22 protein-coding genes are annotated in these 24,134 nt (G+C 51.1%); 11 read left to right on the top strand and 11 right to left on the bottom strand.

Translation table 11 applies throughout. The features are described 5' to 3' along the window. The first annotated feature begins 202 nt into the window (after nucleotides 1-202). From EHT87_RS10180 to EHT87_RS10170, 3 genes are all read left to right on the top strand, one after another. Nucleotides 203-979, top strand: coding sequence for a LytR/AlgR family response regulator transcription factor (locus EHT87_RS10180; RefSeq protein WP_124906526.1), 777 nt, complete (start codon nucleotides 203-205; stop codon nucleotides 977-979). Nucleotides 980-1,100: 121 nt separating this feature from the next. After that, nucleotides 1,101-2,366, top strand: a complete 1,266-nt coding sequence (locus EHT87_RS10175; RefSeq protein ID WP_124906525.1) for an aminotransferase class V-fold PLP-dependent enzyme — start codon at nucleotides 1,101-1,103, stop codon at nucleotides 2,364-2,366. A 171-nt stretch (nucleotides 2,367-2,537) separates the two neighbouring features. Beyond that, nucleotides 2,538-3,626, top strand: coding sequence for an alpha-hydroxy acid oxidase (locus EHT87_RS10170; RefSeq protein ID WP_124906524.1), 1,089 nt, complete (start codon nucleotides 2,538-2,540; stop codon nucleotides 3,624-3,626). Nucleotides 3,627-3,762: 136 nt separating this feature from the next. On the opposite strand, the gene EHT87_RS10165 is transcribed toward EHT87_RS10170, so the two are convergent. From EHT87_RS10165 to EHT87_RS10140, 6 genes are all read right to left on the bottom strand, one after another. Beyond that, the gene (locus EHT87_RS10165) at nucleotides 3,763-4,116 is read right to left on the bottom strand and encodes a nuclear transport factor 2 family protein (protein WP_124906523.1); all 354 of its coding nucleotides are present in this window, start codon (nucleotides 4,114-4,116) and stop codon (nucleotides 3,763-3,765) included. 80 nt (nucleotides 4,117-4,196) lie between these two features. Then, complete coding sequence (locus EHT87_RS10160; RefSeq protein ID WP_124906522.1) at nucleotides 4,197-5,093, bottom strand: pirin family protein; 897 nt, start codon at nucleotides 5,091-5,093, stop codon at nucleotides 4,197-4,199. A gap of 95 nt (nucleotides 5,094-5,188) precedes the next feature. Continuing rightward, nucleotides 5,189-5,692 (bottom strand): hypothetical protein, encoded by a 504-nt coding sequence (locus EHT87_RS10155; RefSeq protein ID WP_124906521.1) that lies wholly within the window; start codon nucleotides 5,690-5,692, stop codon nucleotides 5,189-5,191. A 170-nt stretch (nucleotides 5,693-5,862) separates the two neighbouring features. Beyond that, a complete protein-coding gene (fucP, locus tag EHT87_RS10150) occupies nucleotides 5,863-7,107 on the bottom strand; it encodes an L-fucose:H+ symporter permease (protein ID WP_124906520.1) in 1,245 nt (414 codons plus the stop codon). A 166-nt stretch (nucleotides 7,108-7,273) separates the two neighbouring features. Next, nucleotides 7,274-8,416: a S1 family peptidase gene (locus tag EHT87_RS10145; RefSeq protein WP_229320976.1), complete on the bottom strand. Its 1,143-nt coding sequence runs from the start codon at nucleotides 8,414-8,416 to the stop codon at nucleotides 7,274-7,276. Nucleotide 8,417: 1 nt separating this feature from the next. Next, a complete protein-coding gene (locus EHT87_RS10140; RefSeq protein ID WP_124906519.1) occupies nucleotides 8,418-8,993 on the bottom strand; it encodes an RNA polymerase sigma factor in 576 nt (191 codons plus the stop codon). A gap of 141 nt (nucleotides 8,994-9,134) precedes the next feature. Between EHT87_RS10140 and EHT87_RS10135 the strand changes: the two genes are divergently transcribed. The 8 genes from EHT87_RS10135 to EHT87_RS10100 all read left to right on the top strand — a co-directional run bounded on the left by EHT87_RS10135 (nucleotide 9,135) and on the right by EHT87_RS10100 (nucleotide 15,984). Further along, on the top strand, nucleotides 9,135-9,320 hold the full coding sequence (locus tag EHT87_RS10135; protein WP_124906518.1) for a hypothetical protein: 186 nt from the start codon (nucleotides 9,135-9,137) through the stop codon (nucleotides 9,318-9,320). A 234-nt stretch (nucleotides 9,321-9,554) separates the two neighbouring features. Beyond that, nucleotides 9,555-10,418 carry a heme/hemin ABC transporter substrate-binding protein gene (locus EHT87_RS10130; protein ID WP_124906517.1) on the top strand — a complete coding sequence of 288 codons (864 nt, stop codon included), beginning with the start codon at nucleotides 9,555-9,557 and terminating at the stop codon, nucleotides 10,416-10,418. Between the two features lie 18 nt (nucleotides 10,419-10,436). After that, nucleotides 10,437-11,543 (top strand): FecCD family ABC transporter permease, encoded by a 1,107-nt coding sequence (locus EHT87_RS10125; protein WP_124906516.1) that lies wholly within the window; start codon nucleotides 10,437-10,439, stop codon nucleotides 11,541-11,543. A gap of 95 nt (nucleotides 11,544-11,638) precedes the next feature. Further along, on the top strand, nucleotides 11,639-12,472 hold the full coding sequence (locus tag EHT87_RS10120; RefSeq protein WP_124906515.1) for a heme ABC transporter ATP-binding protein: 834 nt from the start codon (nucleotides 11,639-11,641) through the stop codon (nucleotides 12,470-12,472). 13 nt (nucleotides 12,473-12,485) lie between these two features. After that, nucleotides 12,486-13,529: a hemin-degrading factor gene (locus tag EHT87_RS10115; RefSeq protein WP_124906514.1), complete on the top strand. Its 1,044-nt coding sequence runs from the start codon at nucleotides 12,486-12,488 to the stop codon at nucleotides 13,527-13,529. Nucleotides 13,530-13,575: 46 nt separating this feature from the next. Next, on the top strand, nucleotides 13,576-14,184 hold the full coding sequence (locus EHT87_RS10110; protein ID WP_221622006.1) for an HmuY family protein: 609 nt from the start codon (nucleotides 13,576-13,578) through the stop codon (nucleotides 14,182-14,184). Between the two features lie 66 nt (nucleotides 14,185-14,250). Further along, complete coding sequence (locus tag EHT87_RS10105) at nucleotides 14,251-14,607, top strand: DUF6686 family protein (RefSeq protein ID WP_124906512.1); 357 nt, start codon at nucleotides 14,251-14,253, stop codon at nucleotides 14,605-14,607. 225 nt (nucleotides 14,608-14,832) lie between these two features. Continuing rightward, entirely contained in the window at nucleotides 14,833-15,984 is a 1,152-nt protein-coding gene (locus tag EHT87_RS10100; protein WP_124906511.1) for a hypothetical protein, read from the top strand. A gap of 99 nt (nucleotides 15,985-16,083) precedes the next feature. Here EHT87_RS10100 and EHT87_RS10095 read toward each other — a convergent pair whose 3' ends face one another. From EHT87_RS10095 to EHT87_RS10075, 5 genes are all read right to left on the bottom strand, one after another. Beyond that, nucleotides 16,084-17,478 carry an HmuY family protein gene (locus EHT87_RS10095; RefSeq protein ID WP_124906510.1) on the bottom strand — a complete coding sequence of 465 codons (1,395 nt, stop codon included), beginning with the start codon at nucleotides 17,476-17,478 and terminating at the stop codon, nucleotides 16,084-16,086. A 153-nt stretch (nucleotides 17,479-17,631) separates the two neighbouring features. After that, nucleotides 17,632-19,905, bottom strand: a complete 2,274-nt coding sequence (locus EHT87_RS10090) for a TonB-dependent receptor (protein WP_124906509.1) — start codon at nucleotides 19,903-19,905, stop codon at nucleotides 17,632-17,634. A 176-nt stretch (nucleotides 19,906-20,081) separates the two neighbouring features. Beyond that, nucleotides 20,082-21,371: a sensor histidine kinase gene (locus EHT87_RS10085; protein WP_124906508.1), complete on the bottom strand. Its 1,290-nt coding sequence runs from the start codon at nucleotides 21,369-21,371 to the stop codon at nucleotides 20,082-20,084. A gap of 91 nt (nucleotides 21,372-21,462) precedes the next feature. Next, nucleotides 21,463-22,845 (bottom strand): sigma-54-dependent transcriptional regulator, encoded by a 1,383-nt coding sequence (locus tag EHT87_RS10080; protein WP_124906507.1) that lies wholly within the window; start codon nucleotides 22,843-22,845, stop codon nucleotides 21,463-21,465. Nucleotides 22,846-22,962: 117 nt separating this feature from the next. Next, a complete protein-coding gene (locus EHT87_RS10075) occupies nucleotides 22,963-24,117 on the bottom strand; it encodes an ABC transporter permease (RefSeq protein WP_124906506.1) in 1,155 nt (384 codons plus the stop codon). Between the last annotated feature and the right edge of the window lie 17 nt (nucleotides 24,118-24,134).

Below are 24,134 nucleotides of genomic sequence, written 5' to 3'. Positions count from 1 at the left end.
AACCGCCTGTCTGCACCCTCCTCCGCACCAATCTTTGTGGATCAGATCCGGTTACGTACCGCTTCACCGAACGAATTCGCCAGTTGAACCGGAAAATGCTGTTGCCGGAGCTGCGGAAGGCGTATTTTTAATCGAGATCCTTTGTATCGATTGATTCGACCCGGTTTGCGGTGATTTTCCGGACAGGTAACCCAATCCACTTATGACAACGTATCGTTCGCTCATCATTGACGATGAGCTACTGGCCCGCGGGGTCATTCGCACCTTTTTGCAAACCGATCCTGCCATCACCATTGTGGAGGAAGCCGGCAACGGCACGGAAGCCATCATTAAAATTTTGCAACACCGCCCCGACCTGATTTTTCTCGACATTCAGATGCCCGAACTGGACGGTTTTGAAGTTTTGAAAGAAATCTGGCCCCATCACCAGCCATTTGTCGTCTTTACGACGGCTTACGACCAGTATGCGCTCCGGGCTTTTGAGGTAAATGCCATCGATTATCTGTTAAAACCGTTCAATGAAGTGCGATTCCATCAGGCGTTGGGCCGCGTACAGGAACGGCTGGCGCAACGGACCCAGCCCCGAATCGAGGCCCTGGTCAATCAGTTGCTGGTTGAACAGGCTGCCCAGCCAAGCGGTTCTTTTTTGCGCCGGATTCTGGTGAAAGAAACGGGGCGGATGTACCTGGTCAAAACCGATGACATTAGTTACCTCGATGCCGATGGCAACTATATTACGCTGCATACCGCCCACGAACGCCATACGATTTACGACAGCCTGACCAACCTGGAAACCCGGCTCGATCCGGCCGATTTTGTGCGGATAAACCGCTCGTATATCGTCAATATCAACTACATCGCCGAAGTCGAAACGTATTTCAACGGCGAATACATGGTTCGGTTGAAAACCGGTCAGCAGTTGAAATGGACGCGGATGTACCGTGAAAATTTAAAAGCGTTTTATGCTAAATCGGCCTGAGGAAAGGGCGTAAAACCGGGGATTTAGGCCACATTACCGAATTTTGACTTGAAAGTGGCACCATAGCGTGTGTTTACCCGATATCTCCCGTATTTTAGAGACTTTACGAGCCACTAAGGTCATGAATCGCAGGGAATTGTTAAAAGGGTTAACGGTTTTGCCCCTGGCAGGAGCCACACCGCAGGTGCCGCAGTCGACCATCCGGGAGCGGGATATTTTTAAAGAACTGGGAATCCGCACCTTCATCAATGCCGCCGGAACACTCACCTACATGTCGGGCTGTATCATGCGCGATGAAGTGGTGGAGGTGCTGGAAAGTACATCCCACCATTTTTGCATGATCGACGAGGTGCAGGATAAAGTAGGGGAGCGGATCGCCCAGCTGGTGCATTCCGAAGCGGCTATGGTAACCTGTGGCGCTTTCTCGGCCATGACGCTGGGGCTGGCGGGCATCCTGACGGGCCTGGACGTCCGGAAAGTGGAGCAACTGCCGCACCTGGCAGGAACCGGCATGAAGTCGGAAGTGATCTGCCAGAAAAGCCACAATGAACGCTACAACCACGCTTTTCTGAACACAGGCTGCACGATCGTGGAGGTAGAAACGGTGGAGGATGTTGAAAAAGCGATCAATGAAAAAACCGCCCTGCTGCATTTTCTGAACATTGTGTCGAACGCGGGCCAGATCAAACACGAGGAGTGGGTGGCTTTGGGCAAAAAGCACAACATTCCCACCTCCATCGACATTGCCGCCGACGTGCCCCCGGTTTCGAACCTCTGGAAATTCAATGAGATGGGTTTCGATCTGGTTTTTATTTCGGGCGGGAAAGCCATTCGCGGTCCGCAGAGCGCCGGTATTCTGATGGGCCGGAAAGACCTCATTGCCGCGGCCCGGCTGAACTCACCACCCCGGGGATTCACCGTCGCGCGCGGTCATAAAGTCAATAAGGAAGAAATTCTCGGCATGTATGTGGCCCTCGAAAAATACCTTTCGAACGACCACGAAAAGGAATGGAAAACCTGGGAAAACCGCATTGCCCACATTCAGAATGCCGTGGAGGGGCTGAAAGGCGTTACCACCAAAATTACCGTTCCCGAACTTGGTAATGTAACGCCGGTATTGACCATCAACTGGGACGATACCGTGGTGAAACTGACCGGCCGCCAGCTGCGCGACCGCTTGCGCGATGGCCATCCGTCCATCGAAGCCCAGTTTTCGGGTTTGCCGCTGTATCATTATCAGGCCGGTTCCGATTCGATTGATCCGGCGGTGGCCGAAACCCTCAAAGGCGGGAACCTGGTCCGGGTGACGGCCTGGATGCTGCAACCCGGTGAAGAAAAAATCGTTGCCCGCCGAATCAAAGAAGAACTTTTAACGGCGTCTGTCTAAATTACCGTTCGCCGGTAGGATTACAAGCAGACCCCCCTTACAACTTGCGGTTTTAGAAACGAATCGACACGTTGCCATACTGGTCATTTTATTCCGGAAATAACGCCGTTGACCGGGTAGAATCGGATGGAAAACCGCATTTGGGTAGTGTCGGAACCAAATCAATCTCGTATGGAAGGCGTACCGCCCGATTCGCTGAAGCAGGAACCTGTCGATTTAGCAGACTTCATAAATCTGTTTGATTTTGAGCAAATGGCCAAGGGAAAAATGACGGAAATGGCCTACGAATACGTTGCCAGTGGGGCCGCCGACGAACTGACCGTCCGCTGGAACCGGCAGGCACTCGATGCGATCAAGCTCAATCCAACGGTTCTGACGGATGTCAGCCAGCTCGATACCCGCATTTCCCTTTTTGGCCAGAAACTGGCTCATCCGATTCTGATTGCGCCCACCGCCTACCACAAGCTCATGCACCCCGAAGGCGAGCTGGCGACGGCCCGTGGTGCCGGATTGGCTTCGGCCTTGTATGTGGTCAGTTCCTTCACGACAACACCCTTGGCCGAAATCGCTCAGGTGGCAACGCAGCCACTCTGGTTTCAGGTGTATGTCCGGGATGATCGGGAATTTACCAGAAATCAAATCCAGGAAGCCGAAGCGCAAGGGTGTCAGGCCCTTTGCATCACCGTCGACACGCCCGTTCCGGGTGTGCGGAACCGGGAGCAGCGAGGCAACTTCAGATTACCGGCGGGCGTCACCATTCCGCACATGGGCGGGCCAATTGTCGAGAAAAAACCCTTCACCTGGAACGATATCGCGTGGATTCAGTCGTTTGCGAAAACGCCGGTTTTGCTGAAAGGAATTTTAAATCCGGACGATGCTGAGAAAGCCGTTCAGGCGGGTGTATCGGGGATCATCGTCTCGAATCACAGTGGCCGGAATTTGGATACCGTACCCGCTACGATTGAAGCCCTTCCGCGTATTGCCGAGCGGGTTAACCGGCGCATTCCGGTTTTGATGGATGGCGGAATCAGGCGGGGAACGGACGTATTAAAAGCCATCGCCCTGGGTGCCAATGCGGTTTTGGTTGGTAAACCGATTTGCTTCGGACTGGCCTGCGGAGGGGCCGAAGGGGTGGCGAAGGTGCTGCAACTGCTGACGTATGAATTCGAACTGGCCATGATTCTAACGGGTCGGGCGACGATTGACAGCATCGACCGCTCGGTGATCTGGGATTCATTTCGTGAAAACAAACAGGGCTGACACGGTACTTATCGGTTGGCCAAAACTGATTTATCCAACGGTTTAATCAAGGGACCAGCCGGTTCCGGCTGTAATAAAACGACCGGAACCGGGGTTGAACGAATGCAAATGGTTTCGTTCAACCCCGGTTCCGGTTTTAGCTTTTGGCGGACGCTTCCAGCACCGGCCTGGGGTCAAAAATCACTTTGAGCGAGCTGATTTTGCCGTTCTCAAGATGATACCATCCGCAGCAAAACACGGTCTGCCCGGCCATGGTCAACTCATACAGCAGGCAGACATCATCGCCCTCCGCGAAAGCTTTTTTGATGGTGTATTTCAGCCGCATCTTTTTCATATCCTGGAAATACGCTTCCGCCCCACGTCGGGAACCCAGGACACCATCGAACGTCATCGAATCATTCACCAAACTTCTCGCAAGGTCAAAATTCTCTTCATTGATCGCCTTTACACAAGACAGAACAACTTCTTTTGCCTGGTTTACCGGTGTCATTTTCTTTCCGTTTTGGTTGTTTACCTGTCCCACCTAAACACGCTGCCAGGGTTTATTGTTGGCGGAAAACCGGTCAGACTCTACGGTTTTTGCTTCAGATTGGGCGTTGCGGGTGGCAACGGTATGCGATCGGTTTCGCCTGCTAGTTTCGGAAATTTTTCCTCCTGCCAGTTTTGTTTGGCCTGTTCGATGAGTTCCAGACTGGTGGCTACAAAATTCCAGTAGATGTGGCGTCCTTCGGGAAAAGGCGCTCCGCCAAACACATAAATGGTGCTGTTGGCATGAATCACGAATTCGCAAAGCTGGGGATTTTTGGTCACCAGAATGCGTTTGGGCGGATACGTATGGCCCTCACTTTCAAGGCTTCCCTCCAGAATATACAGTCCCGTTTCACCGAATAAGTCGTCGCCAATGCAGATGGTTTGGGTGGTGGAACTTTTGATTTCCAGAAAGAAAAGATCGCTATAAACCGGTACGGGCGATTTCCGGCCAAAAGCCGCACCGGCAATCAATTTGTAGGCAACGCCCTGGGTTTCCCAGGTCGGTATGTCGTCGGCTGAAGCGTGGAAGAAGGAAGGCGGCATTTGTTCCAGTTCTTTCGGCAGGGCCACCCAGATCTGCAAACCGTGCAGGGTTTTGTCCGAATGACGCAGGTGTTCCGGTGTCCGCTCCGAGTGAACAATACCGCTTCCGGCGGTCATCCAGTTGACCTGGCCGGGGGTAATTTCTACCGCGGTGCCGAGTGTATCTTTATGAAAAATCGCTCCGTCAAAAAGGTAGGTGAGTGTTGAAAGACCGATGTGCGGATGCGGCCCAATATCAATATTCTCATGGTCGCTCATCCGGACAGGGCCCATGTGATCAATAAAAATAAACGGCCCCACCATTCTTTTTTCGCGAAAGGGGAGTAAGCGCCCCACCAGAAAATGGCCAATGTCGGCCGGGCGTTCTTCGATGATGATATCTATTGTTGACATGGGAAGAGAATCCGCGGATCGTCGTTGAAGAAGCAAAATACAAAACGTGGGTCAGCATTGGTAATCTTGGACGCCCGGTCGCGAATCGGCCCCTCTTACATTTGCCGTTGATGATGAATCGAAATGCTGTAACCGGTATAGTGCCCGGCAATTCCGTTGCCCGAATCGGCGGGCTTGAAGCTGACAACGATTTTCGCTTTGTAGTAGATCTGCCGTTCGGTGAATTCGGAGCCGGCAACGGTTTCTGCGGGTTTAAAACCCATCGCAATCAGTTCATTTCGTAAAGCCGACTGCCTGGTTTTTGAAGGTTGCTGAAAATTCAATAATCCCAACTGATCGTTACCAATGTATTGAATTAGCGTCGTGGTGTGGGTCAGGTCACCAAGGAACGGAAACGGCTGGAATTCGTAGATAGATGCCGGATTAGCCACACTTTCGGATCGGTTTTTGAAAACAAATCCTTTTTGAAAAAGACAGGAATCGACCTGGGCGGTTTTCAGGCGGGTCATATCGATGAGCTCGCGCATTGTAATCCGCTGGGCGACTACCGGGCTGGTGAGAAGCAGCAAAAGGAGGGCTAAATGGTAAAACCGTGTCATATCGATCCTGAAGTTTTTTGATTTGTCTTACAAGCAAATAACTGGCCAGTTGCAAACAAAATGCAAAGCAAAACGCCAGCTTGAACTGGCGTTTTGAACGTACCCGCGGACTTTAGTCCGTGTTTAATGCCCTGGATTAAAAATCACGGACTAAAGTCCGTGGGTACGCATTAGATTGGTTTTGAAAATTTGGCGCCGAACAGGAAAATCACGGCATAGCAAATAATGGGCAGATAATAGGCCGTAGCCACATCGTATTCGGCCACAGCACCCATAGCAAACGGAAAAAGAGCACCCCCGCAAACGCCCATTGAAATAAAGGAAGCCGCCTGCTGGGTATGCGATCCCAGGTTTTTCAACCCCAGACTGAAAATGGTCGGGAACATGATACTGAAGAAGAAATTTAGCATCAGCAGGGCGATAAAAGACGGCCATCCCCAGCTTTGGGCGATAATGAGGCACATCAGAATGTTACCAGCGGCAAAAATAGCCAGCAGCGAATTGGGAGCGATAAACCGCATCAGGAAAGTTCCGACAAACCGTCCGGCGAGCATGAGCCCCATAAACAGCACCATGTAATTACCGGCGGTTGCGTCGGAAAACCCCATTTTCTCATGGCCGTAATTGATGAAAAAGGCCCACGTACCGCCTTGTGCCGCTACATTGAAAAACTGCGCAATAACGGCCCAGACGAAATGCCGGTGTTGAAAAAGGCTCTTTTCCGGTTCGACATCGACGTTTACGGCATCCGGATCAACGTCGGCCGAAGCGTGTGGGTTGGTAAGGGCCGGAACCTTGACGAACGAAAACAGCACCGCAATACCGGCGATGACACTCCCAATCACAATGTACAGCATCTTGACCGACGTCAGATCGGTGCTTCCTTCGGTGTTGGTTCTCAATAAAAAATAGGAACCGATGGCCGGTCCCATGATGGCACCCAGGGCGTTGAAAGCCTGCGCGAAATTGATGCGTTGGTCGCTGGTGCGTTGGTCACCCAGTGAAGCCACAAAGGGGTGCGCCACCGTCTCGAGGGTTGAAAGACCGCAACCTAGTATGAAAAGGGCAAGACCAAAGTAGGTAAAGGAAGCCGCATTGGCCGCCGGTACAAACAGAAAGGCACCGGTGGCGAAAAGCCCTAGACCCAGCAGCACGCCGGATTTATACCCAAACCGCTTCATGAAAAGCCCGGCGGGAATACCCATCACAAAGTAGGCTCCGAAAATAGCAAACTGTACAAAGGCCGACTGCGTTTTGGTCAGACTCAGCACATGCTGAAAGTGTTTGTTGAGCACATCACCCATCGTTATGGCGATGCCCCAGAACATGAACAGTGAGGTGACAAAAACAATGGTGACGAGGTATTTCTTTTCGGTAAAAGCCGCGGGCTTTCGGTTACTTACGCTTGCTTGCATGATTAAGGGTCTGGTTAGTCGACGGTCACTTGGTGCAACACAGCCAATTGAAGGTACAATGTAACGCTTAATTTTAATTTGATAAATCAACCCAACAAAAAAGCCAACTTTCCTCAAAGTTGGCTTTTTATCGTATTGGATAGGATTGAAGCTGTAGTTCAGTCGCTTATTTCTCGTGCTTGAACACCTTCACCATGTACACACTCTCCTGAATCTTTTTAATCTGATCCTTGCGCGGGAGTTTGGCGAGGCCATTTTTGCGACTCATCCGAATCGAATTGTTTTTAAGCGAATCGGTCGGAATCGACGAAATGGCCCGGAACAGATAATCGGTTTTGATGGCAAATGTAGCGCCTTCCGACGACGTTTGCTTCCCGCTGATGATGCCGATTACATTTCCTTTTTCATCCAGCAACGGACCACCGGAGTTCCCGGGGTTCACGCTGATGGCTACCTGATAGGCCGTTGAATCACCCCGGTAACCGGTGTGCGAACTCAGATAACCTTCGCCATAAACAATTTCTTCCCGCGGGAAACCCAGCGTAAAAACGCGTTCGCCCAAATCCGAGGGCGCGGCTTCAAAGCCGTAGGGCAGTGTGGTTTTTACCCGAAACGCACTGTCTTCGTGCACCTGCAAAATGGCGAGGTCATATTTGGTGTCGGCATAAACGACTTTTGCCTTGTAAATATCGCCTTTCGTGCTTTGGATATACACGGAATCCGCATCCTGAATGATGTGCGTGTTGGTCACCAGATACCCATCCGGCGACAGCAAAAAGCCCGACCCGGCTACCTGACCCGGATTGATCTGCAACGCTCGCTCGCGGGCATTCAAATCCTGCAAAATCGCATTCTGCGACCGCCGGATGGCTTGCAAATCCCGACGCATCATGCTGTATTGTTCCTGTTGCTTGTGGCTCGACTGGTATTGCCGGACCAGCATCAGGGTTCCAAACGTTGTAATGAGCGCAACCGAAGCGGCCACGGCCAGAATGGGGCGGTAAGTTTGCCACAACTGCCGGAGGGTTCCGCCGGTAGAGTGCAGTTTTCGAACCTTCGAAAGCTGACTGGCCTCATCCCGAACAGCATCCATATCCAACCGGGCATGAATCCGGTTCAGGCGACTGCGAAAATCCGTACGCTGGCCGTAGTTTTTCATGGCCTTCGCCAGCTGCTGCTGTTCGCGGGCGCGCTGGGCCAGTACCGGATCCGACCGGCGGATCGCTTCAAACTCCAGCCGCTCAGCTTCCGTCAGTTCGTTGCGAAGCCATTTGTCAACCCAGTCGGTGAATTTCTGGTGGTCGATCATTTTACTCTTCTTTAAATACTGAAAAGAATAACCGTTTCAGCCGCATCAGACACTTGTATTTCTGTGTTTTGGCATTATCGGCGTTCGTATAGCCAAATTTTTCGGTAATGTCCTGCATCGACAAATGATGGATATAAAAATCTTCCAGCAAAGTCCGGCAGGGTTCTCCCAGTCGGTCGAGCGAATCGGCCATCAGATCGAACTGGCGGTCCCGGGATTCATGATCAGTCAGATCGTCGTCCACATCCGCCAGATCTTCGGTATCCACCAGCGAATTTCCGTTGCGGCTTCGCATTGATAATTGCTTGAGCCAGAGCCGACGGCTCACCGAATAGAGGTACGTTTTTAACTGGCAATGCAATTCCAGCGAATCCGCCGTCACTTTCTCGTACAGGACAATCAGCGTTTCCTGATAAATATCTTTAGCATCATCTTCTGAGCCGCTGTTATTCAGGATGAGGTGCAACACCATCGGAAAATACCGTTTATACAGCTCTTCCAGCATCGTGTCCGAACCGTTGGCCAACCCGGCAAGCAGGTGGTCGTCAGATACATGCAAACGGCTCGGTTCTGTCATTGGTTCCTTGCATACTTAATACGATTCCGGGTCAAATGTAACCCAAAAATAAATTTTAATTTTTTTGAAAAAACATGGGTTACCTAATGGCCCTTCCTGTATTAAGGGTGAGATTTATTATCACTTAAACTGACTACTCTCATGAAACGTATTGTAAAATCTGTATTGTTCGTTGCGACGATGGTTTCTTTGGCTGCTGCTTGTCAATCAAAAAAGACTGAAGATACTACATCAACAACTGACTCAACTGCAATGTCTTCTGACTCATCCATGATGTCTGATACGACAATGGCAACTGACAGCATGTCTGCTGATTCAGCAAAATAAGTCTACGTTATCATAACGTACGAAAGCCGCTCAGCAATGAGTGGCTTTTTTGTTTTTATAGGATTTCAACGCTGAAATTTACGTTTGCCACTCCGAAAATGCAGCATCGGTATTTTCCGAAAGCCAATCCGTTCAGGTAATTCTAATTTAGACTATTGAAAAATAATATTCCTAAAAGGTTGTTTATTTAGAAATAGTCTAATTTATTTGTGCCTGTTAACTGACTGGAAGGAAATGGTGAAAAAAGTCTATTTACTGGCTGTCATGCTGCTAATCAGTGTGTCGGTATATGCCCAGGGAAATTCGAAAAGCGAGCGTATCGTTTCCCTGAACGGAACGATAACGGAAATTCTTTGTGATCTGGGTCTTCAAAACCAGCTGGTCGGTGTCGATATAACGAGTACGTATCCGGCGGCCATGGAGAAAATTCCGAAAGTAGGTCACAATCGCAACATCGGTGCCGAAGCGGTGCTGGCCCTGCGCCCAACCACCATTCTCGGTGTTCGCTCCAACGGGAGCATGGATATAAAACCGGAAGTTGTGCAACAATTCAAAAGCGCCGGGGTGAAAACGCTGATTTTCGACCAGGAAACCAGTGTTGCCGGCACCAAAAAGCTGATCGGCGACGTCGCCAGGGCGTTTGGTGCTTCGGCTAAAGCCGCCTTACTAATTCGCAAACTAGACGCCGATCTGGCTAAAATTCGAAAACCGGCTAAACCGCAGAAAGTACTCTTCATTTACGCCCGTGGCACCGGAACCATGACGGTGGCGGGTCGTAATACCTCCATCGAAAAAATAATTCAATTGGCGGGTGCGCAGAATGCTTTCAACGATTTCGAAAGCTTTAAACCGCTGACGCCCGAAGCCCTGGTAAGCGGCAATCCGGATGTTATCTTGCTGTTTACGAGTGGGTTGGAAAGCCTGGGTGGTATCGACGGACTTCTGAAAGTTCAGGGAGTCGCCCAAACCAATGCCGGTCGAAATCGCCGGGTAATTGAAATGGATGGTCAGCTACTGACCGGTTTTAGCCCCCGTTTGGGTCTGGCTATTCAGGAACTGAGTCGAAAACTGAACCCCGAATTGTCGCTAAAAAATTAATGGCTGCCCCCTTATTGTATGCAAACTGACCTACAACCACCCCTGGCGGCTGCGCCGTCGCAGCGGATTATTCCGACCGGATTGCCCCGTTCCAAAGGCTGGTGGCTGAACGGGTTGCTGTTGGTGCTGCTGCTGGTCGTAATGGTGTGGTCGGTCGGCATCGGTGCCGTATCGATTTCGGTTCCCGACGTGCTGGCGATTCTGTTGAGGCAGGTCGGTTGGGAAATTGCCGCCGTAGAACCCCAGCAGGAGACGGTTCTGACCGTCATCCGTCTGCCGCGAATCCTGCTGGGCGTGCTGGTTGGGGGCGTTTTGGGGATTTCAGGGGCGGCCATTCAGGGGTTGTTCCGGAATCCGCTGGCCGATCCGGGCCTCATCGGTATTTCGTCGGGCGCGTCGGTCATGGCCGTTCTGATGATTGTGTTGCAGCTGAAAATCTTCCGGGATTTGTCATCCCTTTCCGGTTTATACACGCTATCGCTGGCGGCATTTGCCGGGGCCGTTGGCACAACGCTGCTGGTTTATACGCTGGCCCGGAAAAACGGCCGAACCGTCGTTTCAACGATGCTGCTGGTCGGAATTGCCATTAACGTCTTCTGTGAAGCCTTACGCGGGCTGATGATGTATCTGGCCGACGAAGCCCAGCTCCGGACCATTTCAACCTGGAGCATGGGGAGTCTGGGCGGGGCCAGCTGGGAAGTGTTGCAGGTGGCCACACCGTTTCTGCTCCTTCCGATTTTGCTCATGCCGCGACTGAGCAAACCCATGAATGCATTCGCCCTGGGTGAAAGTCAGGCCGGACACCTTGGCGTAGATGTGTCAAAATTGAAACGAAACGTCGTCATCCTGGCTACCCTCGGCGTGGGCGTGGCGGTGGCGGTTTCGGGCGTTATCGGTTTCATCGGACTGGTGGTGCCGCACCTGATCCGACTCATTTCGGGCGCCAATCACCGGACGGTATTGCCCGCTTCGGCCCTGTTGGGAGCCATTGTGTTGACCTTATCGGATCTCGTGGCCCGAACGATTGTTATGCCGGCCGAATTGCCGATCGGTATTATCACGGGAATGATTGGCGCTCCGACCTTTCTGTTTATGCTGATTCGGGGCGCGGGTAACCGGGCGTAATTTTAATTTATAGTTTATGATTAACTATTTTATAATCAACGGCTTATTATCCTCTGGTTATAAACTTTAAACCATAAACAGAGCAACTGGAAAGCATGCTGGAAGTACAACATATTTCGCACCAAATCAACCGGAAAGTCCTGCTGGACGATGTGTCGCTGGCCGTCTGGCCAGGCGAATTGGTGGCGGTGGTGGGTGCAAACGGGGCCGGAAAATCCACGCTGCTGAAAACCTTTAGCCGGGAACTGTCGCCCACGCAGGGGCAGGTTTTACTCGATAAAAAACCGATTGGCCAATTTTCGGCGCTCGAACTGGCCCGGCGACGGGCGGTTTTGGCCCAGCAAAATCCGCTGGCGTTCGAATTCAGTGTGTATGAACTGGTGATGATGGGCCGGTATCCGCATTTTGAAGGCCAGCCGCGTCCCGAAGATCTGGCCATTGTCGATTATGCACTGGAACGAACCGGCATTTCTCAGTTGGCCGGACGGGCCGTCCCGACGCTGTCGGGCGGAGAGCAGCAGCGCGTCCACCTTGCCAAAATTCTGGCCCAGCTGATGAGCAGTGAGGACATAAACCGACCTGATGTGCCGATCCGGCAATCCAGATACCTGTTGCTCGATGAACCGACGACCGGCCTGGATTTTTATTATCAACACAGTTTACTGGAAGTGGCCAGTGAACTGACCCGGCGCGGCTACGGCGTCGTGGCGATTCTGCACGACCTGAATCTGGTCATGCAATATGCCCATAAAGTGCTGTTGCTCAAGGAAGGTAAAGCGCTGGCTTTTGGCAAACCGGCGGCCATTTTAACCACTGAATCCATCCGTCAGGCCTTCAATTTATCCGTACAGATTATTCACCAGCCGGAGCTGGATTGTCCGTTGATCGTTCACACCCGGCAGGCTATTTCCGTTCCTCTCACGACTTAAATTAACCAACAACATGACAACGACCGTTCTCGATCTGAAAAAACAGTATGCGGCTTTCAAGGCCGAAAATCCTAAAGTGCGCATTCGCGATGCGGCTCAACAGTTGGGCGTTAGCGAAGCCGAGTTGGTAGCCACCGGTATTGGTGAAACGGCGACTCAACTGGCCGGCGATTTTCGGGAATTGTTGAAAGAAGTTCCAACGCTGGGTTACGTGATGGCCCTGACCCGCAACGACAGTGTGGTGCACGAACGGAAAGGCGAATACCTGAACGTATCGTTTAACGGCCATGTGGGGCTGGTTTTGGGTGAAGATATCGACCTCCGCCTGTTTTTGATCCACTGGAAATTCGGTTTCGCCGTTCATGAAAACGACCGGAAGAGCCTGCAGTTTTTTGCTTCCGATGGCGAAGCCGTTCACAAAATCTACCTGACTGATCAAAGTAACGAACTGGCTTACGACGCACTTGTCGATCGATACCGGGCCACCGATCAGACTGGAAATCTGGCGATTGAGCCCAAACCGGAAGTTGTGGCGCCAAAGCCGGATTCGGAAATCGACGTTGCGGCTTTTCAACAGGCGTGGCTCGATCTGAAGGATACGCACGCGTTTTTTGGCCTGTTGCGGAAATACAACGTCTCCCGTTTGCAGGCCATGCGGCTGGCACCGGAAGGATACGCGTTGCCCATTACCATGGAGGCTGTGAAAAGTGTGTTTGATGAAGCTTCCAAAAGCAGTTTGCCCATTATGATTTTTGTGGGAAACCAGGGTTGTATTCAGATTCATACCGGTGAAGTTCGGAAACTGGTGCCGATGGGACCGTGGTTCAACGTGCTCGACCCGCAGTTCAATCTGCATCTGCGGGAAGATCATGTCGCATCGGCCTGGGTGGTTAAAAAGCCAACGGTCGACGGGATTGTCACCAGCCTTGAACTCTATGACGCTGAGGGCAACCAGATTGCGTTGGTTTTTGGGAAACGGAAACCCGGTATTCCGGAAAAAACCGAATGGCGCGAAGTGGTGGCTCAAGTTGCTAACCCGGGCCGGACTCGAATGTGAAGTGTTGTCGTAGCCGGATTATTTTTTAACCATACGTGACTAAATCGTGAACAAAATTTCGTTGGCATTCGTAAATCTGGTTTTTATTGGGCTGGCAACGGTTTTGCAACCCGTTCGCGCCCAGTCGGTTAAAGTGTCCACCGTCAGTGATTTACCCGCTGATCCAACCCGCAACGACCCGCAGTCGGGCCGGCCGATGGGGGCGACCAACCGGTTTACGTTTTTTAGTTTTAAAGAAGGTAAACAGGTGCCGAACAGCGATTCGGCAACCAACAAATGGGACATCGGCATTCGGGCAACGACCCTTATTGTCAACGGCGGAACCGGGCGGGCGGGTCAGGGTGGCGCCTATATTTATACCGGAACCTTCGAAAGTCTGACCGTTGTACCGGATCAGGCTGCGTTTGCGGTCGATGACAACCCCAATAAACTGGCTATTCCGACCGGATCAGGCAACGGCTGGTATACCTACGGGGGCGGAATTATTGCTCCGACGCCTGATAAAGTGCTCGTAATCCGCACCGGTGATGGCAAATACGCCAAAGTGCAGGTTCTGGGTTACTACAAGGGCGGGCCGGACGGACCGGGCAGCGAAAGCCGGTATTATACATTCCGCTACGCTTACCAGCCCGACGGAAGCAAAACGTTAAAGTAACCGTTTCTTATCCACGCTTGCCGACGGAATTGTCCGCAATTCCGTCGGTTTTATCAACTTCCTGTCATGGCGAACCGCGATGCCTGTTTTATCCCGCTGGCTCAAACCGACTCCGGCGAAATCCACCTCTGCCGGGGTTGTAAAGCCACTCTCAGTTTCCGGTTTAATAACATTTTTCAGGTAATGTCACCGGGCGAGTTCCGGCAGTTGGTTCGACATGTCGAGTCGATCGATTCAGACGAATTTTTTGGCCAGCCGGTACCGGATTCCGTCGGTGAAATCCGGCGGCTTTACCTGGGCACGACCGTTGAACCCTTGTATTTTTGCTTTACAAAAAAGGAACTGGAAGGTTTGCGGAGCCTGTTGCGGGACGCCATGAGCCGACTCAATACCCTGGAGAAGGCCTGGACCGAATTGAATTAAAAAGACCAATCCGTTGCCTAAGATAATACAGTAAAAGCTATAGTGAGTAGGATAAAAAAGCAGGGTCTTTGACGCTGCTTTTTTTTTATGGACAATACATCAGAACTTTGCGCGTACTAGTAAATGGAGCGGATGATCGACAACGTGCGTTAGCAAACCCGAGTCAACGATGAGAAAGATCCCTTTTTCTCAGGTCAGGCTTCACTAATCCAATAAAGAAATTCTATGCGTAAAATGTATCAAATTCGGCGACTAGCCCTGGTAATCGTAACCGGATTCACGGTTATACTGGCTTCCTGTAAAGAAGAAAGCGACGCCGATCTGAAGCCTTCCCTGTCCATTCCGCGCGTGTATGACAGCCTCGGATACCGGTTTAATTCAGAACCGCTTCAGCCTCTCGTTCAGCAGTTTACGACCCTGGTCGATGAAGCTAAAAAAGGTCGGCAGCGCGGGGTGTATGTATCGGAAGAATCGCTCAATTCGGCTTTCACCCAGGGAAGTTTCAGTTTACTATCCATAACGACACCCTATTACATCAGCCGCCTTCAGGCCCAGAATAACGGGTATTTTGCCGAACTCTCGAAAGCCAGCGGTGGGTCGTTCTACCCATTCGACCGGAGTTGGGAAGGGGGTGTTTTCGGCTCGTATCTGTTCGACGAATACGGTTTGGAAATGGAGCAGATGATCGAAAAAGGATTGTATGGCGCGGCACTGTACAATTATGCGATGTCCCTGACGAATGGAACTTTTACGGAAGCTACGGCCGATCAAATTCTGTTTTTATACGGAGCCAGTCCGATGTTTTACAACAGTGATAACCGTACATTTTATCAGAATCCAGACCGCCTGATGGCCGCTTATGCTGCCCGGCGGGACGATGCAAGTGGTACGGGCTTATACAGCCAAACCCGTCTGGCTTTCATTACCCTGCAAGCTGCATTAAAAGGAGGAGAAGATTATGTTACGTATCGGGATGATGCGTTGGCCGCCATCAAACTGAATTGGGAAAAAGCCAACGCGGCTACGGTTATCAATAGCCTGCATATGAGTATTTCAACGCTGAATTCAACCAGTCAGGGTGATCAGGAACGATCAGAAGTGATGCATTTAATCAGTGAAGCCGCCGGATTCTTACACGGCTGGCGAACGATTGATGCTAAAAATAAAAAAATTACCGACGCCCAGATTGACGAGATTCTGGCCTTGTTAAATGTTCCTTACGATCGTTCAGCCGCCGTTTATCGCTTTGTGACCAACACCCAAACCGAATTGCCGAAACTAATGGAAGCCGTCGGAAAAATTCAGGGAATTTACGGGTTTACGAATGAAGAAGTAGAAAATTTCCGTCGGAATTATGTGGCGGACCAGGGAAGATAAACGGTTTTCGGTATTCGGTTTATAGTGTACGGTGGCTGACGCATTCTTTTGTAAGCCCGCGCCAGCCACCGTACACTATAAACCGAATACCGAAAACCGTCAAACTTTCTTAATCAGTTTGTATTCGATATTCGGGTATCCTCTCACACCGCCGTCCGACGAGGTATAATTAATAAACCTCAATTTATAAATGTTCCCAACGGCGTCTTTTATAACATAAAACCGGTCCGTTTTAACACCAGCAGCAACCCCATTAGGCCCGGCTGACGTTCGCCAGTTGCTGCCGATTACATTGCGGTCTTTCTTGAATGGCGTAGTCGTGATGTTCGCTTCGGCATAAGTATCATAAGAAACCGTGCTGGTCAGAACTTCGGCCGCTTCGACGCCACCCAGGTGGTTGATGAAAACAAAATCGGCGTAGGTATACGGAACGGATTCAGTGGCGCTTAAAGCCGCTTTATAAGTTGCCAGTGTCCACTCGATATCCCACGCTGTTTTGGCCGGTTCAACGGTAGTAAGTCCTTTTTCGAAGGAAACATAACTGAAATTCAGGTTCGCATCTTTTGGAACATCCAGCGTTTTAAACGTGGTTTCAGCAATCTGGGCGTATTGCAGGGTGTAGCCGGTTCCTTTCCGGACAACGCGTACCTTATACCAGGCTTTAGCCGCGGTTCCCGACGTTCCCGGATTGATAATGTAGACTTTGTTTTCCGCATCGGTGGCCGAAATCGTTTTGATGACAGTCTTCGTCAAATCCCCTTCCACATCATCCACATTGGCCAGATTTCCGGTTCCCTGGCTCAAAATCAGGGTGTTTTTCAACCCAACCGTATCGGCCGCCGTGACCTGAGTTAAATCAGTTTTGGTCAGTTCTTTGGCTGAAGCACCCGTTGTTCCGTTGATAATCACCCGGAAATCCGCCCCGCCGTAGAAGCCTAAATCCCAGCTGTTGCGGGCAACTGCCGTCTGGGCGTTGTTGCTGAAATCGACAAACACCGAGTTAACCGCGCTGGAACCGCCTTCGCCACCATTTAATTTCAATTGGGAGCCGGTCGATACAATGGATGAAAATTTCAGCACTGACGTGCTTTTTGTGCCAACTAAAACCGGGCTGGCGGCCGATTTAATCGTAAAATTAATCGCTTCTTTTCCGCTCAGAAAAAGACTGGCGGCTTTGGTTACTTTGAAAGAACCCGCGTTACTTCCGGCGGGAATGGTAACGGTCAGGCTGTTGTTGGTGGCCGCTGGCGTAGTCGTAAACTGGGTGCCGTAAGCAATACCGCTCGGTAGTAAATCGATGGTAATCGCCGTGGCGGTTTCGGCACTTCGGGTCAGCGTTAGTTTGACTTCAGTTTCAGTTTTATCAGACTCGAATCCCTGCTCGCTGGCTTCAAATTGAACCAGATTGTCGGGGAGCGGAGCATCATCCTGTTTGCAGGCGTTTAGGAGAACACTAAAAGTGAGTAATGCGATAAACGAGCGTACTTTATTCATGGATGTATTGAATTTATGGAATACTGGAATTGATTGGATTAATTTGAGAATAAAGAGTAGAGACAAGAGAGTATAGACCAGAGAGTATAGACCAGAGATGCGAAGTTTAGTTGTTTTCTTTATTCTCTTGTCTCTACGCTTTATTCTGAAAAATTACTTACTCCATTGGAAGTTTAAACCGAGAAAATAAGACCGTCCATAACTAAGCGGAACCGCCCCGCCCGTGCTGTGTGAACCGCCGGTGTCGGCCGACGTATTGTTCAATCGGGTGACATTAAACAGATTTTTTGCCCCGCCATTCAGCGTGACGTATTTGGTAATGGATTTACTAATCGTGATGTCGGCCCAATGATAATCGGCGGTTTCTGCCAGGTGAATGAGTGTCTTTCCATCCGCCCCCGACTGGGTTTCGTAAGCCGGTTTTTTGCCGGTATATTTATAAAAAAGACTGACTTTCGTATCGATCTTTTGCAGGTGATAGGTGAGGTTGGAATTAACCTCTGGTGACCACACAAACTCGGGCAAACCACTATCACTTTGGGTTAAACTGTTGTAGCGGCCAATGTGCGAAAAGCCCAGCGTCACCTGTAGATTCTTAGTGTACAGTGTGTTATTCAAAGTGCCTCCCGTGGTTTTAAACCGATCGATATTGATCGTTTTCATCACGCCCGGATTGTTCGGATCGTACCCGTAACTAATCAGGTTATGGAAATCGTTATAAAAACCGGTCAATGTCGATGTGATCCGGATGGTACTCGTACTGACCGACCGCCAGGTGAGCGACCCGTTGAAGCTGTTGGAATATTCGGCTTTCAGATCCGGATTGCCGGTAATGGAGTGGCTGGCATCGAAGAAATTGAAATACAATTCGCGCAAAGCCGGAGATCGAAAACCACGGGCGTAGGCCAGACGCAGGTCGGTATTTTTGTGGATCGTAATTTTGGTGTTCAACGATGGAATAACCGGTGGCGCGTCATATACCGAGTTTTTTACAAACCGCAAACCCGGGCGGATCGTGATGGCAGCGGTCGGTTTCAGTTCCGAAGAGATAAAAAAGGCGTAGTCGTTGATCGACGGCGCACCCAGAATACGGGCACCACGGGCACTTTCCAGGTTGAGGTCGATGCCGGGTTGCAGCGAAACCGCAGCCGAAACTTTGTATTGGGCCGTTACCCGGAAAATTTTGCTGTCGAACGCCGAAACATCCTGTTCGCCCTGCCCCAGCGAGAGCGTGCGACGGCCGGTTGTCAAATCGAGGTTGGTGGTTTGGGTTCGGCGGCTGTAGTCGGTGTAAGACACAATACCGTTCAGTTGCAGCCGCTCACTGGCACGCCAGTCGCCCTGGGCCTGGTGCGTAAACCGGCTGGTGATAAAATTCTGGTCCCGCGCCTGATTGGTGTTGATGTTGACGGCCCCCAGTGCATTGATCGTTTCATCGACCGCATCCAGCCGATACCATACGTTCAGTTTTTCCGTGCGGTACCCGAATTTTACATTGCCGAGCCATTGCTCTTTCGGGTGCCATTCTTTGGTTCGGATCGTTGAGTTTCCCTGCCAGCCGCCGAAATCATTGTGGGTTCCGCCGACGCCAATATACCAGCCATTTTTCTGCCAGGTAAGGCCAATATTCTGGTTGTGAGAACCTTGTCCGCTGAGTCCCCGGTATTCACGGCCGACAGATTCTTCCTGAATGCGCCCCGAAACGACTACTCGTTCGCTACCCGGTTTTTTGGTAATGATATTAATAATGCCGGCCAGCGCATCGGTTCCGTACGAAACCGACATGGGCCCTTCTACAATTTCGACACGCTCGATGGTGTTGATGTCGATCTGATTCAGACTCTCCCGGGTGTCACCCCGGTCGACCATCGGAACGCCGTCGAGCAGGATTTTGACATTCCGGCCCGACATGCCCATCAGTTGAATGTCCGAAGTGCCGAGCGTCGCGTCGTTGGAAAACCGGATGCCGAGTTCGTTGTTCAATACGCCGATCAGGTTGGTAGCCCCCCGCAATTGAATCCGTTCGCGGTCGATGGTGCGAATCTGGTACACCGACTGCCGCATGGATTGGGGTTCGTACTGGCCCGTCACCACCACATCGTCCAGTTGGCGGGCTGCTTCGTTGAGGGAAACCGATGGAATGGTGACGGTTTCACCCGCTTTTAACTGGACCGGAATGGTTTTGCTTTCGAAGCCAAGGGATTGAATCAAAAGACTATAGCGACCTTCCGGCGCTTCTACCGAGTAGGTTCCTTTTGCGTCGACAGTGGTTCCATAGCGCGTATTCTTCAGCACTACCGTAGCTGAAACGGCCGGTTTTCCGTCGGCAGTAACCACAATCCCCTGGACTTTTCCGGTTGTTTCCTGCGCAAAAGTTAGTGTGTGAAGCAGTTGAAAACAGCAAAAATAGAGGAAGATGTATCGCATATGAGAGTTGACTTACTCTTATTTAGACTGATTAATTATTCTTATTTGGACTGATTATAATTTAAGCAAAGGTACAACTTCATTTGATCAATGCTAGAGTTGCGATTATTTTTTGAAAAATTTTAGAAAACCGTACCTACGGACTCAACAGAGACGCCCGCCGGTCCGTGGGTACATTAGAAGAGAATCGTAAATTCCGTCCAGCCGTTGGGGTTGGTTTTGAGGGAGAAAGAGAAACCGTGGTTGAGCAGAATGTCGCGGGTGAGGGTCAGGCCGATGCCCTGCCCGTCGGGTTTGGTACTGAAAAACGGGTTGAACAGGTTCGTTTCCAGGTCCGGGCTGATGGGGTTGCCATTGTCGCGGACAATCAGGTGTTCAGTGGTAACCAGAACTTCGACGGTTTGTCCGGCAACGCAGGCTTCGATGGCGTTTTTAATAATGTTGACCAGCACCTGTTCCATCTGTACGACATCGACCGCAACGAAAACCGGGTGGGCAGGCAGGTCATACCGGAGATGAACTTTGCGTCCGTCTGCCTGGGGCTGCATCAACCGGCTGACATTGCGCATCACTTCGGCCAAATCCGTGTTTTTTTTGTGGGGAATGGGTAACCGGACCACATCGGCAAACCGGCGCATGAAAAGATTTAGCCGGTCGTTGCGCTCGATGGCAATCTGAAGCGCGTGGCTAACGTCCTCCTGGTCAGGTGAATCCATGTAAGCTTTGGTGACATTCAGAATGGAGTTGATGGCACCGATGGAGTTGTTCACTTCGTGGGCCATCATTCGAATGACTTTGCTGTAGGCCTTTTTTTCGGATTCCAGAATCTCACTCGTCAACTCCTCGATCAGCAGAAAATCGCGCCGAAAACCGCGGTCCATGAAGTGAGAACGCTGAACCCGGTAGGTTTCAATACCGGTTCCTTTCAGGGTTCTGGTTTCGCTTGCATCGTCTTCCAGCAACTGGTTCAGCAGGGGATGATCGATTTCTGATAAATATCGCCCGGTTAGCTGGTCGGCCGGGCGTTGCAGCAAGACTGTTGCTTTTGGATTGGCCGACGAAATGCGCCGGTCGAAGTCAAAAATCAGCGTGGCGATGGGGGAGGCTTCGATGAGCTTTTCCAGAAAAAACTGCTGTTCCATTTGCTTGGTGCGTTCCTCACGAAGCTGGTCGATCATGAGGTTGTAGACGTCGATCAGCCCGTCGACTTCCCGGTTGCCGGTCGGCACGAACTTGATCGTAAAATCCTTGTCCTTGATCGCTTCAATGCCCGCCGAAATGAATTGCGATGGTTGCCCGAAAGCCTGATAAATCTGGATGGCGACCAGCACCGACAGCAGCACCAGCACCTCCGAAACGATAAATAGCGGCTTGTTTTCCTGAAGCCATATGAAAATGAGGAAAATCAAAGCCGCATGAATCGCGACCATGTACAGCAGGTATTTCGTCCGCAGGGAAAGTTTCATGAACCCAAGATAAGGGAATGGGAACGCGGATTGAACGGATGAAACAGATTTTAACGGATAAAATGAATCTGTTTTAATCCGCTCAATCCGTTCAATCCGCGTTCCCATCAAATGGAATTCCGTATTTTTCCAGCCTGCGATACAGCGCAAACCGCGTAATGCCCAGTGCCCGCGCCACTTTGGAAACCCGGTTATTGTAAAAATCCATCGCCCGGCGAATCATCTGGTGTTCCAGCTCGTCGAGCGTAATGGTGCCGATTTCGGGTAAGCGGATCGATTCCTGCCGAACGGTCGATTGCGGAACGTGTTTCTGAAAATCGCTGATCGCCAGTTCATCTTTGGTCGATAGCAAAACCGTCCGTTCCACGATGTTTTTCAACTGGCGAATATTACCCGGTAATGCCAGATTTCGCGCCCACTTCAGGGCCGACGGATTGACGTTCAGTTTCGGGCGTTCATAAATGGTTTTCAGGTTGTTGACAAAATACGTGACCAAGGGCGGAATGTCGTCCGGGCGTTCGCGCAGGGCCGGGAGCTTGACGGTGATGAGGTTGATGCGGTAAAACAGGTCTTCGCGGAATGTGCCTTTGGCCACCATTTCTTCCAGATTCCGGTTGGTGGCGCAGATCACCCGCACATCGACGGATTTGCTCCGGCTGCTGCCCAGCGGCTCGAAGGTCCGGTCCTGCAACACGCGCAGCAGTTTGACCTGGCTCGACAGATCGAGGTCCCCGATTTCGTCCAGAAAAATGCTGCCTTTGTTGGCGAGTTCAAACCGCCCGACGCGGTCGGATTTGGCATCGGTAAAAGCACCCCGCAGGTGGCCGAACAGTTCGCTTTCGAACAGGGTCGACGAAATACCGCCCAGATTGACCTTCACGAACGGTTTGCCCCGGCGCCGGCTGTTCTGGTGAATGGCTTCGGCAATCAACTCTTTGCCCGTGCCGCTTTCGCCCGTAATCAAAACCGGAGCGTCGGTGGGCGAAACGCGGCCGATGGTTTCCAGAATGTCGAGCAGTTTGGGATCTTCGCCGACGATGTGTTCAAACTGGTACTGCTGGTCGAGTTTCTGACGGCTGGGCGACAGCGGCTGAGCCGGTTTTTGCCGGGATAAGTTTAAAGTAGTCCGAATGGATTGGAGCACGTAGTCGTTCTGCCACGGTTTGGTAATGAAATCTTTGGCCCCGGCTTTCATACCCTGAACGGCCAGATCGATGGTTCCCCAGCCCGTAATCAGAATAACCGGAACCGCCGGATACCCCGCCCGGATCATGTTCAGCATTTTCAGGCCTTCCTCGCCGGAGGTTTCGATGGAAAAGTTCATGTCCAGCAACACCAGTTCCGGCGTCTCAGCGTCGAGTGCTTCCAGCGCCTGAACCGGATTCTCGGCGGTTTTCACCGTGAAACCGTCCCTCCGCAGCAGGAGCGAGAGGGAAGTCTGAACCGCAATATCGTCGTCAATGATAAGAAGCATGTGAGGCAAAATAGTGAAAAGTTGTTACACAGGGTTGATCAGAGGACAACAGGGTTAATCAAAGTATTTCTCTGGTAACCTCTGATGTTCTCTGATCAACCCTGTGTAACAGTTAAATTATTCCTCATGCAACGCCACTGCCGGTTGAATCCGTGCGGCCAGGCGGCTGGGAAATAACGCACAGAGCGTGACAATTCCGTAGATGACGACGATCGAGATCGCTATGGCCGTCAGGTAAACACCGGCCTGAATATCGAAGACGTTCATCAGCGGAAATTGAGCCGCAAACAGGAGTCCGATCAGCAGCGCGAACGTGGCCAGGACCCAGATTTCGCCGATGAATTGTTCCGAAATCCCGTTGCCGGTGGCTCCCAGCGCCCGGCGCAAACCGATTTCGCCCCGGCGTTTGGCAATGCTCAGATTCAGGACGCCAAACAGCCCGAGGGCGACGTTGATCAGCAGGAAACCCGACACAGTAAGGAAAATAATAACCGGCACGAGTGTCAGGTTGTGTTGATTTTTGCGTGAGTCCGTGAGATGATCGACTTCCACGCTCCATTCGTCCACCATGAGGGTAATATCTTTTACAAGTTTGGCCTCAAAAAGAGCATCGGTTCCGGGCCGGACCCGAATTAGGAACAAATCATGCCACGAAGACTTTGGGTCCAGAAGCTCAAAGATAGCCGGTGTATTCGCCATAAATTCGCCTTTTGCTTTGAACGTATTGACGACACCCATCACTTTGAAACGGTCGCCAATGATTTTGCCCAACGGCAATTCATTCTCAAAAAACGCTTCTTTGGCCTTTTGGTTGATAACGATCGGGGTATATTTTCCGACGCTATCGGCACTTCGGTACCAACGGCCTTCGGTTACGGGCATGTTGAGCGTTTGGGCAAAATTTTCGTCGGTGGCGTAAAAATCCGCCATAACATGTTTTTTCTTATAGTCGACGCCGTTACTCATCGAACTCTGCGAAAAGGGGAAGTTGCTGCTCATTTGAGTAGCCGATTCGACCTCGGGATAAGTCTTTATGCGTTGCAAAACCCGTTGGATTTTTTCGGCCAGGTCGGTGGTATCCCGATTACTCCGTAAACTCACCGCCCAAACGTTTTCATACGTAAAACCAATAGGCTCCTGATATTTACTGATGTTATAGACAAGCAGTGAAGTGAGTCCGAAAAGGACCAGAAACGAAGCCCAAATCTCCACCAGCAGCAGCGAATGGGCTTTCTTCTTGTTCCAGATTAATTTTAAAAGATGACGGATCATGGCAGTTTATTGAGTGA

Origin of the sequence: Larkinella knui (assembly GCF_003858645.1) — a bacterium.
Classification (GTDB): domain Bacteria; phylum Bacteroidota; class Bacteroidia; order Cytophagales; family Spirosomataceae; genus Larkinella; species Larkinella knui.
The sequence above is the reverse complement of the archived record's forward strand: the minus strand, read 5'-3'. Positions and strand labels throughout refer to the sequence as shown.